The organism is Micromonospora sp. BQ11 (assembly GCF_052068135.1).
Taxonomy (GTDB): domain Bacteria; phylum Actinomycetota; class Actinomycetes; order Mycobacteriales; family Micromonosporaceae; genus Micromonospora.
Window position 1 is genome coordinate 162,751 of sequence record NZ_JBQHDB010000014.1, and the last position, 16,963, is coordinate 179,713.

Below are 16,963 nucleotides of genomic sequence, written 5' to 3' on the forward strand. Positions count from 1 at the left end.
ACGATCGCTAAGGAAGTTCGTACCGGTGGGTAACCTGGTCAGCCCGCGGTTGCGGGCGCGCCGGGCAGCGCCACGTCGTCCACCCGAATGTTGATCTCGACGGCCCGCAGCCCGTACGACTCGACCGCCGCCGTCACCGCGGCCCGCACCCCGTCGGTCACCTGCGGCACCGGGTGACCGGCCTCGATCACCAGCACCAGGTTGACCACCGCCGCACCGTTGGTGACGTTCGCCGAGCAGCCGCGTCGGGCGTCACCGACCTGGTCCAGGCCGACCCGGTCCAGTACCGCGTTGAAGAACCGGGCGACGTCGCCACCCAGCTCCGCTACCCCGGGCACCGACCGCGCGGCGGCCACCGCGATCTTCTCGACCACCTCGTCGGAGACCTGGGTGGTCCCGCCCGCCACCGCGTCCGGCGTCACCGACAGCTCCTGCGTCGCCTCGTCGCCCATGTCTCCCCACCACCGTCGTCGCGTCCCACGGGTCCGTGGGCGAGGCGAGCGTACTAGCCGGAAAGGGTCCGCAGTGGACGGGTCGGTACGGTCAGGACGCGATCTGGGACAGCAGTTCGTCGGCGGCGGCGTACGGGTCGAGGGAGCCCTCGGCCACCTTCGCGGCCAGCGCCGGCAGCTCCGTACCGTCGCGGAGCGAACCGATCCGGGCGCGGAGGGCGCCGAGCGCGATCGCCTCGATCTCCGCGGCGGCCCGCGCCTCCTGCCGGCGGCGCAGCTCGCCGTGCTCGACAAGCCAGCCGCGGTGCTTGTCGATGGCGGCGGCGATGTCGTCGATGCCCTCGCCGCGCGCGGCGATCGCGCGCACGACCTGCGGCCGCCACTGCCCGGGGCCGCGCTCGCCCAGGGCGATCATGCCCTGGATGTCGCGCACGGTGGCGTCGGCGCCGTCCCGGTCGGCCTTGTTGACCACGAAGACGTCGGCGATCTCCAGGATGCCGGCCTTCACCGCCTGGATCGCGTCGCCCATCCCGGGGGCGAGCAGCACCAGCGTGGTGTCGGCCAGCGAGGCCACCTCCACCTCGGCCTGCCCGACACCCACCGTCTCCACCAGCACCACGTCGCAGCCGGCGCCCTCCAGCACCCGCACGGCCTGCGGCGTGGCGGCGGAGAGCCCGCCGAGGTGCCCCCGGCTGGACATCGAACGGATGTAGACGCCGGGATCGGTCGCGTGGTCCTGCATCCGGACCCGGTCGCCGAGGATCGCCCCGCCGGTGAACGGGCTGGACGGGTCGATCGCCAGCACGCCCACCCGGTGCCCCCGCGCCCGCAGCGCCCGGACCAGCTCGTTGGTCGTGGTCGACTTGCCCACGCCGGGCGAGCCGGTCAGACCGACCACCTGGGCCTGACCGGCGTACGGCGCGAGCGCCGCCGCGATCCGCGGCAGCGTCTCGTCGCCGGACTCCACGAGGGTGATCAGCCGGGCCACCGCGCGGGGGTCACCCGCGCGCGCCCGCTCGACCAGCAGGGGTACGTCCCGGCTGCGGCGCACCGGGGCGGTGGCCGTCGCCGGGACGCTCTCGACAGCGTCGCCCACGGTCAGCTCTCGCCGCCCGCCGGCACGTGGATGATCAGCGCGTCGCCCTGGCCGCCGCCGCCGCACAGAGCCGCCGCGCCGGTGCCGCCGCCGCGCCGCTTCAGCTCCAGCGCCAGGGTCAGCACCAGCCGCGCGCCGGACATGCCGATGGGGTGGCCCAGCGCGATCGCGCCGCCGTTGACGTTCACCGTGTCCGGGCTGACGCCGAGGTCACGGGTCGACTGGATGCCGACCTGCGCGAACGCCTCGTTAATCTCGATCAGGTCGAGGTCGGAGATGCTCAGCCCGCCCTTCTTCAGCGCGTGCTGGATGGCGTTGGACGGCTGCGAGTGCAGCGAGTTGTCCGGGCCCGCCACGTTGCCGTGGGCGCCGATCTCGGCCAGCCAGGTCAGGCCCAGCTCCCGGGCCTTCGCCTTGCTCATGACGACCACGGCGGCGGCGCCGTCGGAGATCGGCGAGGAGCTGCCGGCGGTGATCGTGCCGTCCTTGGCGAACGCCGGGCGCAGCTTCCCGAGCGACTCGACGGTGGTGTCCGGGCGGATCCCCTCGTCCTCGCTGATCACCAGCGGGTCGCCCTTGCGCTGCGGGATGATCACCGGGGTGATCTCGTCGGCGAAGTGGCCGTTCTTCTGGGCGGCGGCGGCGCGCTGGTGGCTGGCCGCGGCGAACGCGTCCTGCTCCTCGCGGCTGATGCCCCTGGTGCTGCCGTGGCGCTCGGTCGACTCGCCCATCGAGCAGCAGTCCCAGGCGTCGGACAGGCCGTCCAGCGCCATGTGGTCCTTGATCACCACGTCGCCGTACTTGTAGCCGGAGCGCTGGCCCAGCAGCAGGTGCGGGGCGTTGGTCATCGACTCCATGCCGCCGGCGACGACGATGTCGAACTCGCCGGCGCGGATGAGCTGGTCGGCGAGGGCGATCGCGTCCAGCCCGGAGAGGCAGACCTTGTTGATGGTCAGCGCCGGCACGGACATCGGGATGCCCGCCTCGACGGCCGCCTGGCGGGCCGGGATCTGACCGGTGCCGGCCTGGAGCACCTGACCCATGATCACGTACTGGACCTGGTCGGGGGCGATCCCGGCGCGCTCCAGCGCCGCCTTGATCGCCACGCCACCGAGCTTGGTCGCGGGGAGGTCCTTGAGGTTGCCCAGCAGTCGCCCCATCGGGGTCCGCGCGCCGCTGACGATCACCGAAGCCATGCCTGCCTCCGAGGGGGGGTGCCGACCTGTACGCCTTAACGATTGTTCGGTCAGACTAGCGCCATGGCTGAGAACTCCCCCGTCGAGCCCGCTGCGGACTACGTCACAGACATCGGGCTGCGGCGCATCGACCACGTCGGGGTCGCCGTCGCCGACCTCGACGCCGCGATCGACTTCTACCAGCGGACCTTCGGCATGCGCTGCGTGCACCAGGAGACCAACACCGAGCAGGGCGTACGCGAGGCGATGCTGGCCGTCGGCCCGACCGCCGAGGGCGGCTGCGTGCAACTGCTGGCCCCGCTCACGCCCGAGTCGACGATCGCAAAGTTCCTGGACCGCAACGGCCCGGGCGTGCAGCAGGTGGCGTACACCGTGGCCGACATCGACGTGGCCTGCGCGGCGCTGCGCGAGCGTGGCCTGCGGCTGCTCTACGAGACCCCGAAGCGCGGCACGGCGAACTCCCGGATCAACTTCGTGCACCCGAAGGACGCCGGCGGCGTCCTCGTCGAACTGGTCGAGCCAGCCGCACCCCACTAGGTGCAAGGAAGGGCCCCCGCTTAACGCCTCCGGTAGAGCAGGGGGCCCTTCTTAACCGCCCGTCGAGCACGCCCCTGCGCGGTACGCCGTCCACCCGGACAGCTTCACGCATCGGTCGATGCAGTTTTTCACAGAGGACTTCCCGCCCTAGCTACCGTTCAGTAACGTCCGGCCCCACAGCAGCGCGGCCGGTGCCGGATGTGTCGGATGCCGACATGGTGAACGGCCGCACCGGCGCCGACGATGGCAGCACCCATGCCCGTGACGCGCGGGGTGCGGACGAACGGGAGGTCGACGTGCAGGACATCCTCGAGGCGATCATGGCGGCGGAGGGATCCGACCGACCGGAACGGGAACTGGCCGGTCTCGCCTCGCTTCCGGTACCGGAGTCCTACCGCGGCGTGGTGGTGCGCGCGGACGAGACGCGCATGTTCGACGGCATGGCCACCCGCGACAAGGACCCCCGCAAGGCGCTGCACGTGCAGGAGGTGCCGACCCCCGAGCTCGCCCCCGGCGAGGCCCTGGTGGCGGTGATGGCCAGTGCCATCAACTACAACACCGTCTGGACGAGCATCTTCGAGCCGCTGTCCACCTTCAAGTTCCTCCAGCGCTACGGCCGGCTCTCCGAGCTGACGCGCCGGCACGACCTGCCGTACCACGTGGTCGGCTCGGACGCGGCCGGCGTGGTGCTGCGGACCGGCCCCGGGGTGACGAAGTGGAAGGCCGGCGACGAGGTGGTCGCGCACTGCCTGTCGGTGGAGCTGGAGGACGCCGCCGGGCACGACGACACCATGCTCGACCCGCAGCAGCGGATCTGGGGCTTCGAAACCAACTTCGGCGGACTCGCCGAGCTGTGCGTGGTCAAGGCCAACCAGCTGATGCCAAAGCCGGCTCACCTGAGCTGGGAGGAGGCGGCGAGTCCCGGCCTGGTGAACTCCACCGCGTACCGGCAGCTCGTCTCGCACCACGGCGCCAACATGAAGCAGGGCGACGTGGTCCTCATCTGGGGCGCCTCCGGCGGCCTGGGCGGCTACGCCACCCAGATGGCTCTCAACGGCGGCGCGATCCCGATCTGCGTGGTCTCCTCGCCGGAGAAGGCCGAGCTGTGCCGGTCCATGGGCGCGGAGCTGGTCATTGACCGCACCGCCGAAGGCTTCCGGTTCTGGAAGGACGAGCAGACCCAGGACCAGGACGAGTGGCGGCGCTTCGGTGAGCGGATCCGGCAGCTGACCGGCGGCGAGGACCCGGACATCGTCTTCGAGCACCCCGGCCGGGAGACCTTCGGCGCGAGTGTCTACGTCGCCAAGAAGGGCGGCACCATCGTCACCTGCGCGTCCACCAGCGGCTTCCTGCACCAGTACGACAACCGCTACCTCTGGATGCACCTCAAGCGGATCGTCGGCAGCCACTTCGCCAACTACCGTGAGGCGTGGGAGGCCAACCGCCTGGTGGCGCTCGGCAAGATCCACCCGACGGTGTCCCGGACGTACGCGCTGGAGCAGACCGGTCAGGCCGCGTACGAGGTGCACCGCAACGCCCACCAGGGCAAGGTCGGTGTCCGCTGCCTCGCCCCGGCCGACGGACTCGGGGTGCGTGACGCGGAGCTGCGGGCACGGCACGAGACGGCGATCAACCGGTTCCGGGGTCACTGACCCGACGGCTGATGCGCCGATGACCATTGCGGTGAACGGCGATTGCCTTTCCACTCAGGGTGCGCGACGCGCATTCGAGTGATAACGACCAGGGGCGGAACAAAGGGTCGCGGGTCCTCCCCGCGGCCCTTTTCCGTGTCACGCTGCGTGGCCTCGCCAGCGTCCGGGACCTGCCAAGATCGCCGATTGGTCCGATGCCCGGGACGGCGCCCAGTTGACCATGTAAAGAGGACGGGAAAGCTCGGGGACGCTCTTGCGGAGGACCCTGGGGCGTCTGCCAGTATGTCCCAATGCCCCAGCAGCAGTCCTCCCCTCTTGCGTTCTTCGATAACGCGAACTCGCAGCCAGATTTCACCGTTGGCCTGCGCGGATACAACGTCGGGCAGGTCGATGACTTCATCGGCCGGCTGACCGCCGCGCTGACCCAGTCCGAGCAGGCACGCGCCGAGGCCGAGCAGCGGATGAACGACGCCCAGCGTCGGCTCCGCCAGGCCGAGCAGCGGATGAGTGCCCTCGAGCAGAAGCTCACGGACACCAACAAGCAGCTCGAGGAGAACAGCCGGCCCACCCTCTCGGGCCTCGGCACCCGCGTCGAGCAGATCCTCCGGCTCGCCGAGGAGCAGGCCAACGACCACCGCAACGAGGCCAAGCGCGAGTCGGAGGGCATCCTGTCCGCCGCGCGCCTCGAGGCACGGGAGATCACCGACAAGGCGCGCGCCGAGGCGGCGGCCATGAAGGCCACCGCCGAGCGGGAGGCCGGGAGCCTCCGCACCGCCGCCGAGCGGGAGGCGGCCGAGGTCCGGGTCCAGGCCCGGCGCGAGGCCGACACCCTGCGCGCGGACGCGGATCGGGAGACCAAGCAGCTGCGCACGGTCACCGCGCACGAGGTGGCCGAGCTGAAGTCCACTGTCGAGCGGGAGGTCGCCACCCTGCGCGCCACCGCCGAGCGGGAGATCACCCAGCAGCGGGCGAAGGCCGCCCGGGAGGCCGAGGAGAAGCGCGCCGAGGCGACCAAGCTGCTCACCGACGCGCGGGACAAGCGCGACAAGGACCTCCAGGCCCTCGAGCTCCAGCTCGCCGAGCGCCGCGAGAAGGCCGAGCGCGAGGAGTCGGAGCGGCACGCCGCGCAGGTCGCGCAGACCCAGAAGCTGGTCGGCGAGGCCGAGCAGCGCGCCCGGGCCGCGCAGGAGCGGGCCAAGGAGATCGAGCAGCGCGCCGAGGCCCGCCGCGTCGAGTCCGAGCGCACCGCCAACGAGACGGTGGACAAGGCCAAGGCCCTGTCGGAGAAGACCCTCAACGAGGCGAAGGCGGAGGCGAACCGCCTGCTCACCGAGGCTCGCACCGAGGCGGAGCTGACCACCCAGGCGGCCCGCCGCGAGGTCGAGGACCTCACCCGCCAGAAGGACGCCGTCACCTCCCAGCTCGGCCAGATGCTCTCCGGCCTGGCCGGCATCGTGCCGGGCGTGCCGCCGGCCTCGGCCGCGGCCAAGCCCGAGGCCAAGAAGGACGGCGCCGACGCGCGGGTGACCGCGGAGACCGCCAGCTGAGCGGCCCGGCCGGGGCATGAAACGACGGCGCGGGGTGACACCGGGTGACCGGTGCCACCCCGCGCCGTACCCGTTTCCCGACAGGGTGAAATGCCCGGGGCACGCGGTAGTGAAGTAGGTCCCAACCGGGCCGTCCGTATCGCCCCAGCAGGGCCGGATGCGTGTGAGGATGGGGGCATGTCGCACGGCGAGGAACTGTTCGCTCTCGGCGGGGACGTGACCACGGAGCCCAGCTTCGAGTCCGCTCTGCGGGGATACGAGAAACGACAGGTCGACCGGTACGTCGCTCGTGCGGAGCACGAGATCGCGACCCTGGCCGCCGAACGGGAGCAGGCCTACACACAGATCCACAAGCTGGCCGGTCAGGTCGAGGTGCTCCAGCGGGACCTGGCCCAGGTGCGCAAGCAGGTGGGTGTCGTCGACCGTGCGTCGTTCCGGCACCTCGGGCCCCGGGTGGAACAGATCCTGGCAATGGCCGAGGAGCAGGCCGAGGACATCCTCGCCTCCGCCCACGAGGAGATCGCGGCCCGCCGGGCGGCCGCCGAGCACATCATCGAGGAGGCGCGGGAGCAGGCCGCGACGGCCCTCAAGGACTTCGAGATCGCGCTGGCCGCCCGCCGCGCCGAGGAGGAGCGGCACACCACGGCCCGCAAGGCCGAGGCGGACTCCGCCGTGAAGGCCGCCAAGGAGGAATCCGAACGGCTCCGCCGGGCCGCCCAGGAGGCGCTGGCCAAGGCCCAGCAGGAGGCCACCCACCTGCGGGACACCGCGAAAGAGATCCACAACCGGGCCCAGCAGGAGGCGACCCGGCTGCGCGAGGCCGCCAAGGAGGCGCACGCCAAGGCCCAGCAGGAGGCGACGCAGCTGCGCGAGGCCGCCAAGGAGGTCCACGCGAAGGCCCAGCAGGACGCCAAGCGCCTGGTGGACCAGGCCACCGAGGCCGGCCGGGCCACCCACGCCAAGGCGCAGCGCGAGGCGAAGCAGATCATCGACGACGCCACCGAGGTCGGCCGCTCGACCCGCAACAAGGCGCGCCAGGAAGCCGAGCTGGTCACCACGAAGGCCACCGAGGCCGCCAAGCGCAACCGCGCGGAGACCGAGGCGTACGTCCAGCGGATGCGCGGCGAGACCGAGGCGTACGTCCAGCAGGCCCGCGCCCAGACGCAACAGGAGCTGGGCGCCTGGCGGGCGGGCGTGGAGAAGGAGGTCAACAGCCGGCGCGAGGCCGCCGACCGTGACCTGGCCCAGCGCCGCAAGACCGCCGAGCAGGAGTTCACCTCCCGCCGCGACGATCTGGAGAAGCAGTACAAGTCGCGGTCCGTCGAGCTGGAGCAGCAGCACAAGACCCGGCAGCACGAGCTGGAGTCGGGCTTCGAGACCCGCCGCGCCGAGCTGGAGTCGGAGTTCGAGACCCGCCGCGCCGAGCTGGAGTCCGAGTACACCGCCCGGAAGAACGAGATCGAGCAGGGCGCCGACGCGATCCGCCAGGCCGCCGAACAGGACGCGCTGACCATGCGCCGGAGCGCCGAGGAGGAGGCCGCCGTCCTGCTGTCCCGGGCCGAGACCGAGGCCGCCGAGAAGCACCGCAAGGCCGACGAGCACGTCGCCACCTCGCGCCGACAGTTCGAGGAGTACGCGGCCACCACCCAGCAGCACCTCGCGACCACCCAGCAGCACCTCGCCGCGACGCAGCAGGAGGCGGCCTCCGGCCGGCAGCAGCTCGCCCAGGTGATGCTCGAGATCGCCCAGGCCCAGCAGCAGCTCGCCGACCTGCGTCAGGAGACCTGGAAGTCCCGCCAGGAGTCCGACGAGATCCAGCGGCAGGTGGCGGAGCTGCGGCTGGAACTGTCCGGCGACGGAAGGCGCTCCTCGGGCGCGGAGGGCACGGGGGTCCTCCCGGGTGTACCGGTGACGGCGGCCGAGGTGGGCGTGCCCGCAGCGACGGGCAACGGCGCGAAGACCGGGTCCAGGGAGACGGGGAAGGCCGGGGCCAGGGAGACGGGCAAGGCCGGGCCGGGAGAGGCCGAGCCGGCCGACGAGGGTCAGCAGAAGGCGAAGATCACCACGGTGACCACCCTGGACGGTGGCGGTCCCGGCACCGGGGAGAACGGCAACCGCCCCGCCAAGCCTGCCACCGAGGAGCGCGGCACGAAGCCCAGCAAGGTCGCGGAGGAGCGCAGCACGAAGCCCAGCAAGGTCGCGGTGGACAAGGACTGACCGGGCTGATTCCGGAGCGCGACCCGCGGGGAGGGCCCGGTGGCACACGACGGGTTCGCCACGGATCAGCCGGTGGGCGTCGTCGGCGCGCTGGTCGCCATCCCGACGGTGGCGGCCATCCAGCTCGTCCTGCGCGAGGTGGTCCTGCCCCGGCAGGACCGACGCTGACTCAGCTCGCTTGACCGGCCTCCGGGCCGGGCACCGGACGGTCGGCGAAGGAGGCGACGGTGCGGTCCGCGTACGCGCTGACGTCGCCGGTCTCCATCGGGCCGTCCCAGGTGGTCGGCAGCGGTACGGCGGCGGCCGGGTTGACCCGGCGGACCACCTCGTCCAGCACGGTCTCGGCGTCACCGACCCAGAGGTGCTTCGCCCCCGGCACCCCGACCACCTCGGCCTGCGGCACCGCCGCGAAGCGCTCCCGGGCCTCGTCCGGGCGCAGGTAGTCGTCGAACTCGGGCACCAGCGCGGTCACCTGCCTGCCGGACTCCGCCCAGTGCGCGAGGTCGTCCGGCGTGGAGTAGCGCAGCGGCGGGGAGAGCAGGACGGCGCCGGTCACCGCCGGGTCGCATCCGTACCTGAGGATCAGGTCGGTGCCGAACGACCAACCGAGCAGCCAGATGTTCGGCAGCTCGTGGAACTCCGCGTACTCGATGGCGGCGGCGACGTCGAACCGCTCCCCCACCGCGTTGTCGAACGCGCCCTCGCTGGTGCCGCGCACGCTGCTGGTCCCCCGGGTGTTGAACCGGAGAACCGCCAGGTCCGCCAGCGCCGGCAGCCGCCAGGCCGCCTTGCGGAACACGTGGCTGTCCATCATCCCGCCGTGGGTGGGCAGCGGGTGCAGGCACACCAGCGTGGCCACCGGCTCGCGGTCGAGGGGCCGGGCCAGCTCGCCGACCAGCTTCAGGCCGTCGGCGGTGTGCAGCTCGATGTCCTCCCGCCGCCCGGGCAGGATGGAGGACGCGCGGATGGGAGTGCTCACCGGACCAGTCTCCCGCGCACCGGCCCGCCCCGCCCACCGGGGCGGAAACACGGTGATCCAGATCGCTCGCGGGGCGGCGGCCCGCTCAGCCGTACCGGGGTGCGCTGCGGCCGCGCTGGACGATCGGACTGCGCCGGTCCCGGGCCCGCCAGCAGCCGCTGTGCCAGTGCCGCCGGTCGGTCAGGTCGCCCGTGCCGTCGGCCGGCCACGCCACCAGGTGCGCCACCCCGGGGCGGATCTCCTGGTCACAACCGGGGCAGCGGTACGTCTTGGTGGACGCCCCGCCGCCGATCCCGCGTACCTGCCACTCGCCGTCGCGCCACTGCTGCACCGAGGCGACGCCCTGGCGTGCCCGGTCGGAGTCCAGGTGTGCGGTGTCCTCGCGACGGGGGCGGTTGCGACGGGGGCTCACGCTTTCCAGCGTACGGCCGAGGGAGCGGGACCGGCCCGCCGGCCGGTGGGGCCGGCGGGCCGTGCGCTCAGCGGCGGGTGTGGTCCCGGAAGCCCCGGCCGGTCTTGCGACCCAGGTAGCCCGCGGTGACGAGGTGCTCCAGCAGCGGCGCGGGGGCGAAGCCCGGCTCGCGCAGCTCCAGGTACAGCTCCCGCTGGATGGCCAGCGACACGTCCAGGCCGACGACGTCGAGCAGCTCGAACGGGCCCATCGGGTACCCGCAGCCGAGCTTCATCGCGTGGTCGATGTCGTCGGCGGTGGAGTAGCTGGCCTCCAGCATCTTCACCGCGTCGTTCAGGTACGGGAAGAGCAGCGCGTTGACGATGAAACCCGACCGGTCGCCGCAGATCACGCCGGTCTTGCCCAGCGCCGCGCAGACCGCCTTCGCGGTGGCGGTCGTCTCCGCCGAGGTGCGGATGGTCTGCACGACCTCCACCAGCGGCATGATCGGCGCCGGGTTGAAGAAGTGCAGCCCGACCACGTCGGCCGGCCGCTGGGTGGCCATCGCCACGTCGATCACCGGCAGGGAGGAGGTGGTGGTGGCCAGCACGACGCCCGGCTTGCAGATCTCGTCCAGGCTGGCGAAGAGCGCCTTCTTGACGCTCAACTCCTCGACCACCGCCTCCACCACCAGGTCGACGTCGGCCAGGTGCTCCAGAGTGGCGGACCAGTTGATGCGGCCCAGCGCGGCGTCCCGGTCGGCCTCGCTCAGCTTGCCCCGGACCACGCCCTTGTTGAGCGAGGTCTTGACCGCCTCGAAGACCTTGGCGGACTTCTCCGCGCCCCGGGTCACCGAGACGACCTCGTACCCGGCCTTGGCGAACACCTCGATGATGCCGGTGGCCATCGTCCCCGAGCCGACCACGCCGACCTTCGCGATCCCGCGCGCGCCGTCGGCGAGCGCCGACTCCGACGTCACCGGCGTCTGGTCGTCCGGTACGACGACCGGGGAGCCCGGCCGCTCGTAGGTGTAGAAGCCCCGACCGGACTTCCGGCCCAGCAGGCCCGCCGTCACCATCTGCTTGATCAGCGGCACCGGGGCGTGCCGGCGGTCCCGGCCGCCACGCCGGTACATGGTGTCCAGGATCTCGTACGCGGTGTCCAGACCGATGAGGTCCATCAGGGCGAGGGGACCCATCGGCAGGCCGCAGCCGAGCTTCATCGCGGCGTCGATGTCCTCGCGGGTCGCGTACCGGGCCTCGAGCATGCTCACCGCGTGGTTGAGGTACCCGAAGAGCAGCGCGTTGGCGATGAATCCGGCCCGGTCGCTGATGGTGACGTCGACCTTGCCGAGACGCGCGCAGAGCGCCTCGGTGTCGGCGACGACGTCGGGTGAGGTGACCACCGTGCGGACGACCTCGACCAGCTTCATCACCGGAGCGGGGTTGAAGAAGTGGATGCCGATCACCTGGTTGGGCCGGGTGGTGGCGACGGAGATCTCGGTGACGCTCAGCGACGAGGTGTTGGTGGCCAGGATCGTCTCGGGCTTGCAGACCCGGTCCAGCTCGGCGAAGATCCGCTGCTTCAGGTCCAGGTGCTCCGGTACCGCCTCGATCACCAGGTCCACCGAGTGCAGGGCGTCCAGGCCGACCTGGAAGTCCACCCGGGCCAGCAGGGCGTCCCGGTCGGCCTCGGCGAGCTTGCCCTTGGCCACCGCCCGGTCGGTCGAACCGGTCAGCGTGACCCGGCCGCGCTCCAGGGCCGCCTCGGAGATCTCCACCGCCACGACGTCGATGCCGTTGCGGGCGAAGACCTCCACGATGCCGGCACCCATGGTGCCCAGACCCACCACACCCACTCTGGTGAACTCGCGCGCCACGACCGGCCTCCCTGGTTCGACTCCGCCGTTGCCGACATGAACGGCCGCTAAGGTTATGCGCCGGAGTCTGCCACGTGACGCTGGGTTGTCGAGACGCCGTGGGATATTTCACGCACCCCGCTGTCCGGCGGTCGTGGGCACCCCCGTCAGCGCCAGCAGCTCGGCGACGAACTCGGCCGGGCGCTCCAGGTGCGGGCTGTGTCCGCAGCCGGGCAGCACCACCTCCCGGTAGGTGCCGCCGGCCGCCGCGTACCGGTCCAGCACCGCCCGCGTCTGGCCGACCATCGGCTGCGGTGGGCACGCCTCCTCCCCCGGCCAACCCGGCACCACACCCAGCGATCCCAGGTACGCGAGGTCGAACAGGGAGGTGTCGGAGACGATCACGTCGGCGTCCCCGCGTACCCAGGTGATCGGCGGCTTGACCGGCACGGCCACCAACTCGTCGGCGATCCGGAAGTGCGCCGGGGCGAGGGCGTTCAGCACGCCGCGCCCACCCGGTGCGGTGCCCGGCCAGTTCTCCGAGTGCTCCGCCGTGCCGGGGTAGTTGTCCACGCCGGTCCGGGTGGAGAGCACGCCGTCCAGCAGCAGGTCCTCGTCGTCGCCCAGCGACGCCGGATCCGCCACGTACGCGGTCCGCAGCACCGTCCGGGGACTGGTCGGCGCCTCCTCGCTCCGGTCGCCGGCAGCCAACCGCCGGACGAAGTCGGAGCTGGCCGTGCCACCGCCGGTGCCGGCGAAGTCGGGCGTGGTCGGCGTCCCGTCGAGGTCCCGGGTGCCCCCGAACCCGTACGGCGACGCCGGCGCGGAGAGCAGTAACCCGGCCATCCGATCGGGGTGGTCGACCAGCAGCCGCATGGCCACGCCCCCGCCGAGGGAGTGCCCCACCACGATCGGCCGTGCCCCGGCCGGAAACAGGGAGTCGTCGTCGAGCAGGGCGGCGACGTCGTCGGCGAAGTCGGCCAGCCCGCGCGTCGCGTCCACCGGGGCGGTCTCGGTGTCCCCGTAACCGCGCAGGTCGGGCGCGACCACCCGCAGTGTGGCCGGCAGCCGCCGCACCAGCGGCTCCCAGAACGTCGACGACGAACAGTTGCCGTGCACCAGCAGGACCGGCGTGCCGTCCGGCGGCCCCGCCACCCGTACCGCCTGGCTGATCCCGTTGGCCGACACGACCCGCTGCGCGCTGTCCATTCGCGGGATGCTGTCACGCGGCGGCGGGCCCGTCCATGGGCCCGCCCACCACGAACGCGGCCGCGACACTGTGCCGCGCCGCCGTTGGCGTCGGCCGGCGTGCGCGTCGCCGGCCGGGCGTCAGGTCCCGGCGATCGCCGGGGCCTGAACCGGCTCCGTCGCGCCGGTCCGGTCCGGCGCGATCGGCAGCGGCAGGGTCGGCCGGTGGTCCCGGCGCAGTGCGCCGAAACTCAGGCCCACCGGATCGGTACGCGCGAGGCCCGGATCGAAGAAGCGCAGCTCGGTGCGCCCCACCCGGATCACGTCACCGTCCGCGAGCCGCTCCACCGCGGTGATCCGCCGGTCGTTGAGCCAGGTGCCGTTGGTCGACCCCAGGTCGGCGAGGCACGCACCCTCCGGGTCGAGCCACACCTCGGCGTGCCGTCGGCTCAGGTGCGGGTCCTGGACGACGACGTCCACCATCGCCCCCCGCCCGATCACCATCCGCCTCCGCGCGAGCCGGAAGCTCAGCCCCCGCATCAGTCCACCGGACACCGTCAACAACGGCAGCAGTTCCGGATGCTCCTCCATGGACAGTCCGCCCCTCCACCCCACGTGGTCACCCCCGTGCGCCAGCCTGCCACCAGACGGTATTTTGCTCCACCACCGAGTGGTCATCTCCGGGCCCCCGCCCGGTCACCTTCCCGTCACTGGGTGGGACACGACCGTCGTACCGGAGAGCCCGAGGGGAGCCGCCCGCCTGCGCGGGGCTACCCGTGGGTAATCCTCGGGTCTAGACTTCCGCCATGACGGCTGTGCATGTCCCGGGCACCCCGGTCATCGAGGACGGTCGACTGCTGTCGACCAGCCCCGCGACCGGCGCCGAGGCCGGACGAGTCCCCGCCGCGACCGCGGCCGACGTCGAACGCGCGGTCGCCCGCGCCCGCGAGGCCGCCGGCTGGTGGGCCGGGCTCGGCTTCACCGGCCGCCGCGAACGGCTGCTGCGCTGGCGCCGACTCCTGGCCCGCCGCATCGAGGAACTCGCGGAGCTGGTGCACCTCGAGGGCGGCAAGCCGGTGGCCGACGCCATCGTCGAGATCGTCACCGCCGTCGAGCACGTCGACTGGGCCGCCCGCAACGCCCGCCGGGTGCTGGGACCGCGCCGGGTCCGCTCCCGGCTGGTCCTCGCGGAGTTCTCCGCCCACCTCGAGTACCAGCCGTACGGGGTGGTCGGCGTCATCGGGCCGTGGAACTATCCCGTGTTCACGCCGATCGGCTCCGCCGCGTACGCGCTGGCCGCCGGCAACACGGTCGTGCTCAAGCCCAGCGAGTACACGCCGGCGGTCGGGCAGTGGCTGGTCGACACGTTCGCCGAGGTCGTGCCGGAGCAGCCGGTGTTCACCGCGGTGCACGGGCTCGGCGACGTCGGCGCCGCCCTGTGCCGCTCCGGGGTGAACAAGGTGGCCTTCACCGGTTCCACCGCCACCGCCAAGAAGGTGATGGCGGCCTGCGCCGAGTCGTTGACCCCCGTGCTGCTGGAGGCGGGCGGCAAGGACGCGATGATCGTGGACTCCGACGCCGACCTGGACGCCGCCGCGGACGCGTGCGTCTGGGGCGCGCTCACCAACGCCGGCCAGACCTGCATCGGCATCGAACGCGTCTACGCCGTCGCACCGGTCTTCGACACCTTCGTGGACAAGGTGGTGGAGCGGGCCGGTCGCCTCACCGTCGGCGCGGAGGGCGCCGACATCGGGCCGATCACCATGCCCAGCCAGCTCGACGTGATCCGCCGCCACATCGACGACGCACTGGCCCGGGGCGGGCGCGCGGTGCTCGGCGGGGCCGACGCCGTACAGCCCCCGTACGTGCGGCCGACCGTGCTGGTGGACGTCCCGGAGGACGCCGCCGCAGTCCGCGAGGAGACCTTCGGCCCGACGCTGACCATCAACCGCGTACGCGACGCCGACGAGGCGGTCGACCGCACCAACGCCGTCCCGTACGGCCTGGGGGCTTCGGTCTTCGGCCGACGGCGGGCCGTCACGATCGCACGGCGGATGCGCTCCGGGATGGCCTCGGTCAACTCGGCCCTGACCTTCGCCGGGATGTCCACGCTGCCGTTCGGCGGCGTGGGCGACTCCGGTTTCGGGCGCATCCACGGCGAGGACGGGCTGCGGGAGTTCGGCCGGCCCAAGGCCATCACCCGGCGCCGGGCCCGCTCGCTGCTGCCCGCGATGACCTTCGACCGCACGCCGGCCGACATCGACCGCCTGGTCAAGGCCATCAAGGTGATGTACGGCCGCTGACGGCGTCGGCCCGGGTCACCCGGGCCGCGCCGGTCAGAACAGGGTCAGCTCGTCCCGCTCGATGCCGCGCAGCTTGTCGTAGTCGACGACCACGCAGCGGATCCCCCGGTCCGTGGCGAGCACCCGCGCCTGCGGCTTGATCTCCTGCGCGGCGAAGACGCCGGTGACCGGGGCCAGCAGCGGGTCGCGGTTCATCAGCTCCAGGTAGCGGGTGAGCTGCTCCACCCCGTCGATCTCCCCGCGCCGCTTCACCTCGACGGCGACCGCGCCGGCGTTGGCGTCCCGGCAGAGCAGGTCGACCGGGCCGATCGCGGTCATGTACTCGCGTCGGACCAGCGTGAAGCCCTCGCCCAGGGTCTGCGGGTTGGCGGCCAGCAGCTCCTGCAGGTGCGCCTCCACACCGTCCTTGCGCAGGCCCGGATCGACGCCCAGCTCGTACGAGGTGTCCTGGAAGATCTCCTCCAGGGTGATCCGCAGCTCCTCGCCGGCCTTGTTGACCACGCGCCAGACGCCCGGCGCCTCCTCCAGCCGGCACGGCGGGCTCATCCAGTTCAACGGCTTGTACGCCCGGTCGTCGGCGTGGATCGACACCGACCCGTCCGCCTTCACCATGAGCAACCGGGTGGCCAACGGCAGGTGGGCCGAGAGCCGTCCGACGTAATCCACCGAGCACTTCGCAATGACCAACCGCACCCGAGGAGCCTAGCGGAGTCCCGGACGGTCGCCACCGAGCGCCACTGGTGTGCCGGTGCGATGCTGAGACGGTGTTCGAAGTGCTCACCGGTACCGGTCTCGCCGCCTCGGCGGGGCTGAACGCCTACATTCCCCTGCTCACCATGGGCCTGCTGGCCCGCTACACCGACGCGATCGACCTGCCCTCGGGCTGGCAGTGGCTCGGCAACGGCTGGGTCATCGGCATCCTCGCGGTCCTGCTCGCCATCGAGGTGGTGGCCGACAAGGTCCCGGTCGTCGACCACGTCAACGACGTGGTGCAGACCGTGGTCCGCCCGACGGCCGGCGGCCTGGCCTTCGGCGCCGGCTCCTCCTCGGAGACGGTCACGGTGAGCGACCCCGGCAGCTTCTTCTCCTCGCACCAGTGGGTGCCGGTGGTGACCGGAGTGCTCATCGCCTTCGGCGTGCACCTGCTCAAGTCCGCCGCCCGACCGGTCATCAACGCCACCACTGCCGGCGTCGGCGCACCGGTCGCCAGCACGGCGGAGGACGCCACCAGCGTCGTCATGTCCGTGGTCGCGATCCTGCTGCCGGTGCTGGTCCTGGCGTTCCTGGTCGGCCTCGCGTTCTTCCTCTTCTGGTTCCTGCGCCGCCGGTCCGACCGACGCCGGCGACGCGACGCGGCGCGAGGCGCCGGCCTCCAGGTCTGACCGGAGTACGCCGCTGGCCGGCACCCGGTGTTCGGGTGCCGGCCAGCGGCTTGGTTCCCCCTTGGAGGAAGGTCTGTGGTGGGTTGGGTCAGTTGTTCCAGTGCTCGGCGACGAGGTCGGCGGCCTGCTGTTCCCACTGGGCGTAGTGGAAGGGGTAGGCGGAGA

16 protein-coding genes are annotated in these 16,963 nt (G+C 72.3%); 7 read left to right on the top strand and 9 right to left on the bottom strand.

Annotation, left to right across the window (positions count from 1 at the left end; translation table 11 throughout):
* Positions 1-38: 38 nt before the first annotated feature.
* From ACTMSW_RS25810 to ACTMSW_RS25820, 3 genes are all read right to left on the bottom strand, one after another.
* On the bottom strand, positions 39-452 hold the full coding sequence (locus tag ACTMSW_RS25810; RefSeq protein WP_441183267.1) for an Asp23/Gls24 family envelope stress response protein: 414 nt from the start codon (positions 450-452) through the stop codon (positions 39-41).
* A gap of 91 nt (positions 453-543) precedes the next feature.
* The gene (gene meaB / locus ACTMSW_RS25815; protein ID WP_441183268.1) at positions 544-1,548 is read right to left on the bottom strand and encodes a methylmalonyl Co-A mutase-associated GTPase MeaB; all 1,005 of its coding nucleotides are present in this window, start codon (positions 1,546-1,548) and stop codon (positions 544-546) included.
* 2 nt (positions 1,549-1,550) lie between these two features.
* Entirely contained in the window at positions 1,551-2,744 is a 1,194-nt protein-coding gene (locus ACTMSW_RS25820) for an acetyl-CoA C-acetyltransferase (protein WP_441183269.1), read from the bottom strand.
* Positions 2,745-2,807: 63 nt separating this feature from the next.
* Here ACTMSW_RS25820 and mce point away from each other — a divergent pair, with 63 nt between their 5' ends.
* The 5 genes from mce to ACTMSW_RS25845 all read left to right on the top strand — a co-directional run bounded on the left by mce (position 2,808) and on the right by ACTMSW_RS25845 (position 8,865).
* On the top strand, positions 2,808-3,281 hold the full coding sequence (gene mce / locus ACTMSW_RS25825) for a methylmalonyl-CoA epimerase (protein WP_441183270.1): 474 nt from the start codon (positions 2,808-2,810) through the stop codon (positions 3,279-3,281).
* A gap of 296 nt (positions 3,282-3,577) precedes the next feature.
* Positions 3,578-4,933: a crotonyl-CoA carboxylase/reductase gene (ccrA, locus tag ACTMSW_RS25830; RefSeq protein ID WP_441183290.1), complete on the top strand. Its 1,356-nt coding sequence runs from the start codon at positions 3,578-3,580 to the stop codon at positions 4,931-4,933.
* Positions 4,934-5,223: 290 nt separating this feature from the next.
* Positions 5,224-6,480: a cell division protein DivIVA gene (locus ACTMSW_RS25835; protein ID WP_441183271.1), complete on the top strand. Its 1,257-nt coding sequence runs from the start codon at positions 5,224-5,226 to the stop codon at positions 6,478-6,480.
* Positions 6,481-6,657: 177 nt separating this feature from the next.
* Positions 6,658-8,697 carry a hypothetical protein gene (locus ACTMSW_RS25840; protein WP_441183272.1) on the top strand — a complete coding sequence of 680 codons (2,040 nt, stop codon included), beginning with the start codon at positions 6,658-6,660 and terminating at the stop codon, positions 8,695-8,697.
* A 39-nt stretch (positions 8,698-8,736) separates the two neighbouring features.
* On the top strand, positions 8,737-8,865 hold the full coding sequence (locus ACTMSW_RS25845) for a hypothetical protein (RefSeq protein WP_441183291.1): 129 nt from the start codon (positions 8,737-8,739) through the stop codon (positions 8,863-8,865).
* 1 nt (position 8,866) lies between these two features.
* Here the strand turns inward: ACTMSW_RS25845 and ACTMSW_RS25850 are convergent, their stop codons facing one another.
* From ACTMSW_RS25850 to ACTMSW_RS25870, 5 genes are all read right to left on the bottom strand, one after another.
* Complete coding sequence (locus tag ACTMSW_RS25850; RefSeq protein ID WP_441183273.1) at positions 8,867-9,676, bottom strand: alpha/beta hydrolase; 810 nt, start codon at positions 9,674-9,676, stop codon at positions 8,867-8,869.
* A gap of 85 nt (positions 9,677-9,761) precedes the next feature.
* On the bottom strand, positions 9,762-10,088 hold the full coding sequence (locus tag ACTMSW_RS25855; RefSeq protein WP_441183274.1) for a hypothetical protein: 327 nt from the start codon (positions 10,086-10,088) through the stop codon (positions 9,762-9,764).
* 67 nt (positions 10,089-10,155) lie between these two features.
* Positions 10,156-11,946: a 3-hydroxyacyl-CoA dehydrogenase family protein gene (locus ACTMSW_RS25860; RefSeq protein WP_441183275.1), complete on the bottom strand. Its 1,791-nt coding sequence runs from the start codon at positions 11,944-11,946 to the stop codon at positions 10,156-10,158.
* A 108-nt stretch (positions 11,947-12,054) separates the two neighbouring features.
* The gene (locus ACTMSW_RS25865) at positions 12,055-13,134 is read right to left on the bottom strand and encodes an alpha/beta fold hydrolase (protein WP_441183276.1); all 1,080 of its coding nucleotides are present in this window, start codon (positions 13,132-13,134) and stop codon (positions 12,055-12,057) included.
* Between the two features lie 120 nt (positions 13,135-13,254).
* A complete protein-coding gene (locus tag ACTMSW_RS25870) occupies positions 13,255-13,704 on the bottom strand; it encodes an FHA domain-containing protein (RefSeq protein ID WP_441183277.1) in 450 nt (149 codons plus the stop codon).
* Between the two features lie 215 nt (positions 13,705-13,919).
* Between ACTMSW_RS25870 and ACTMSW_RS25875 the strand changes: the two genes are divergently transcribed.
* Positions 13,920-15,416: an aldehyde dehydrogenase family protein gene (locus ACTMSW_RS25875; RefSeq protein WP_441183278.1), complete on the top strand. Its 1,497-nt coding sequence runs from the start codon at positions 13,920-13,922 to the stop codon at positions 15,414-15,416.
* 33 nt (positions 15,417-15,449) lie between these two features.
* Here ACTMSW_RS25875 and nucS read toward each other — a convergent pair whose 3' ends face one another.
* Positions 15,450-16,109, bottom strand: coding sequence for an endonuclease NucS (nucS, locus tag ACTMSW_RS25880; protein WP_357034692.1), 660 nt, complete (start codon positions 16,107-16,109; stop codon positions 15,450-15,452).
* Between the two features lie 71 nt (positions 16,110-16,180).
* On the opposite strand from nucS, the gene ACTMSW_RS25885 reads away from it, so the two are divergent.
* On the top strand, positions 16,181-16,798 hold the full coding sequence (locus ACTMSW_RS25885; RefSeq protein WP_441183279.1) for a DUF4126 domain-containing protein: 618 nt from the start codon (positions 16,181-16,183) through the stop codon (positions 16,796-16,798).
* The last annotated feature ends 165 nt before the right edge of the window (positions 16,799-16,963 follow it).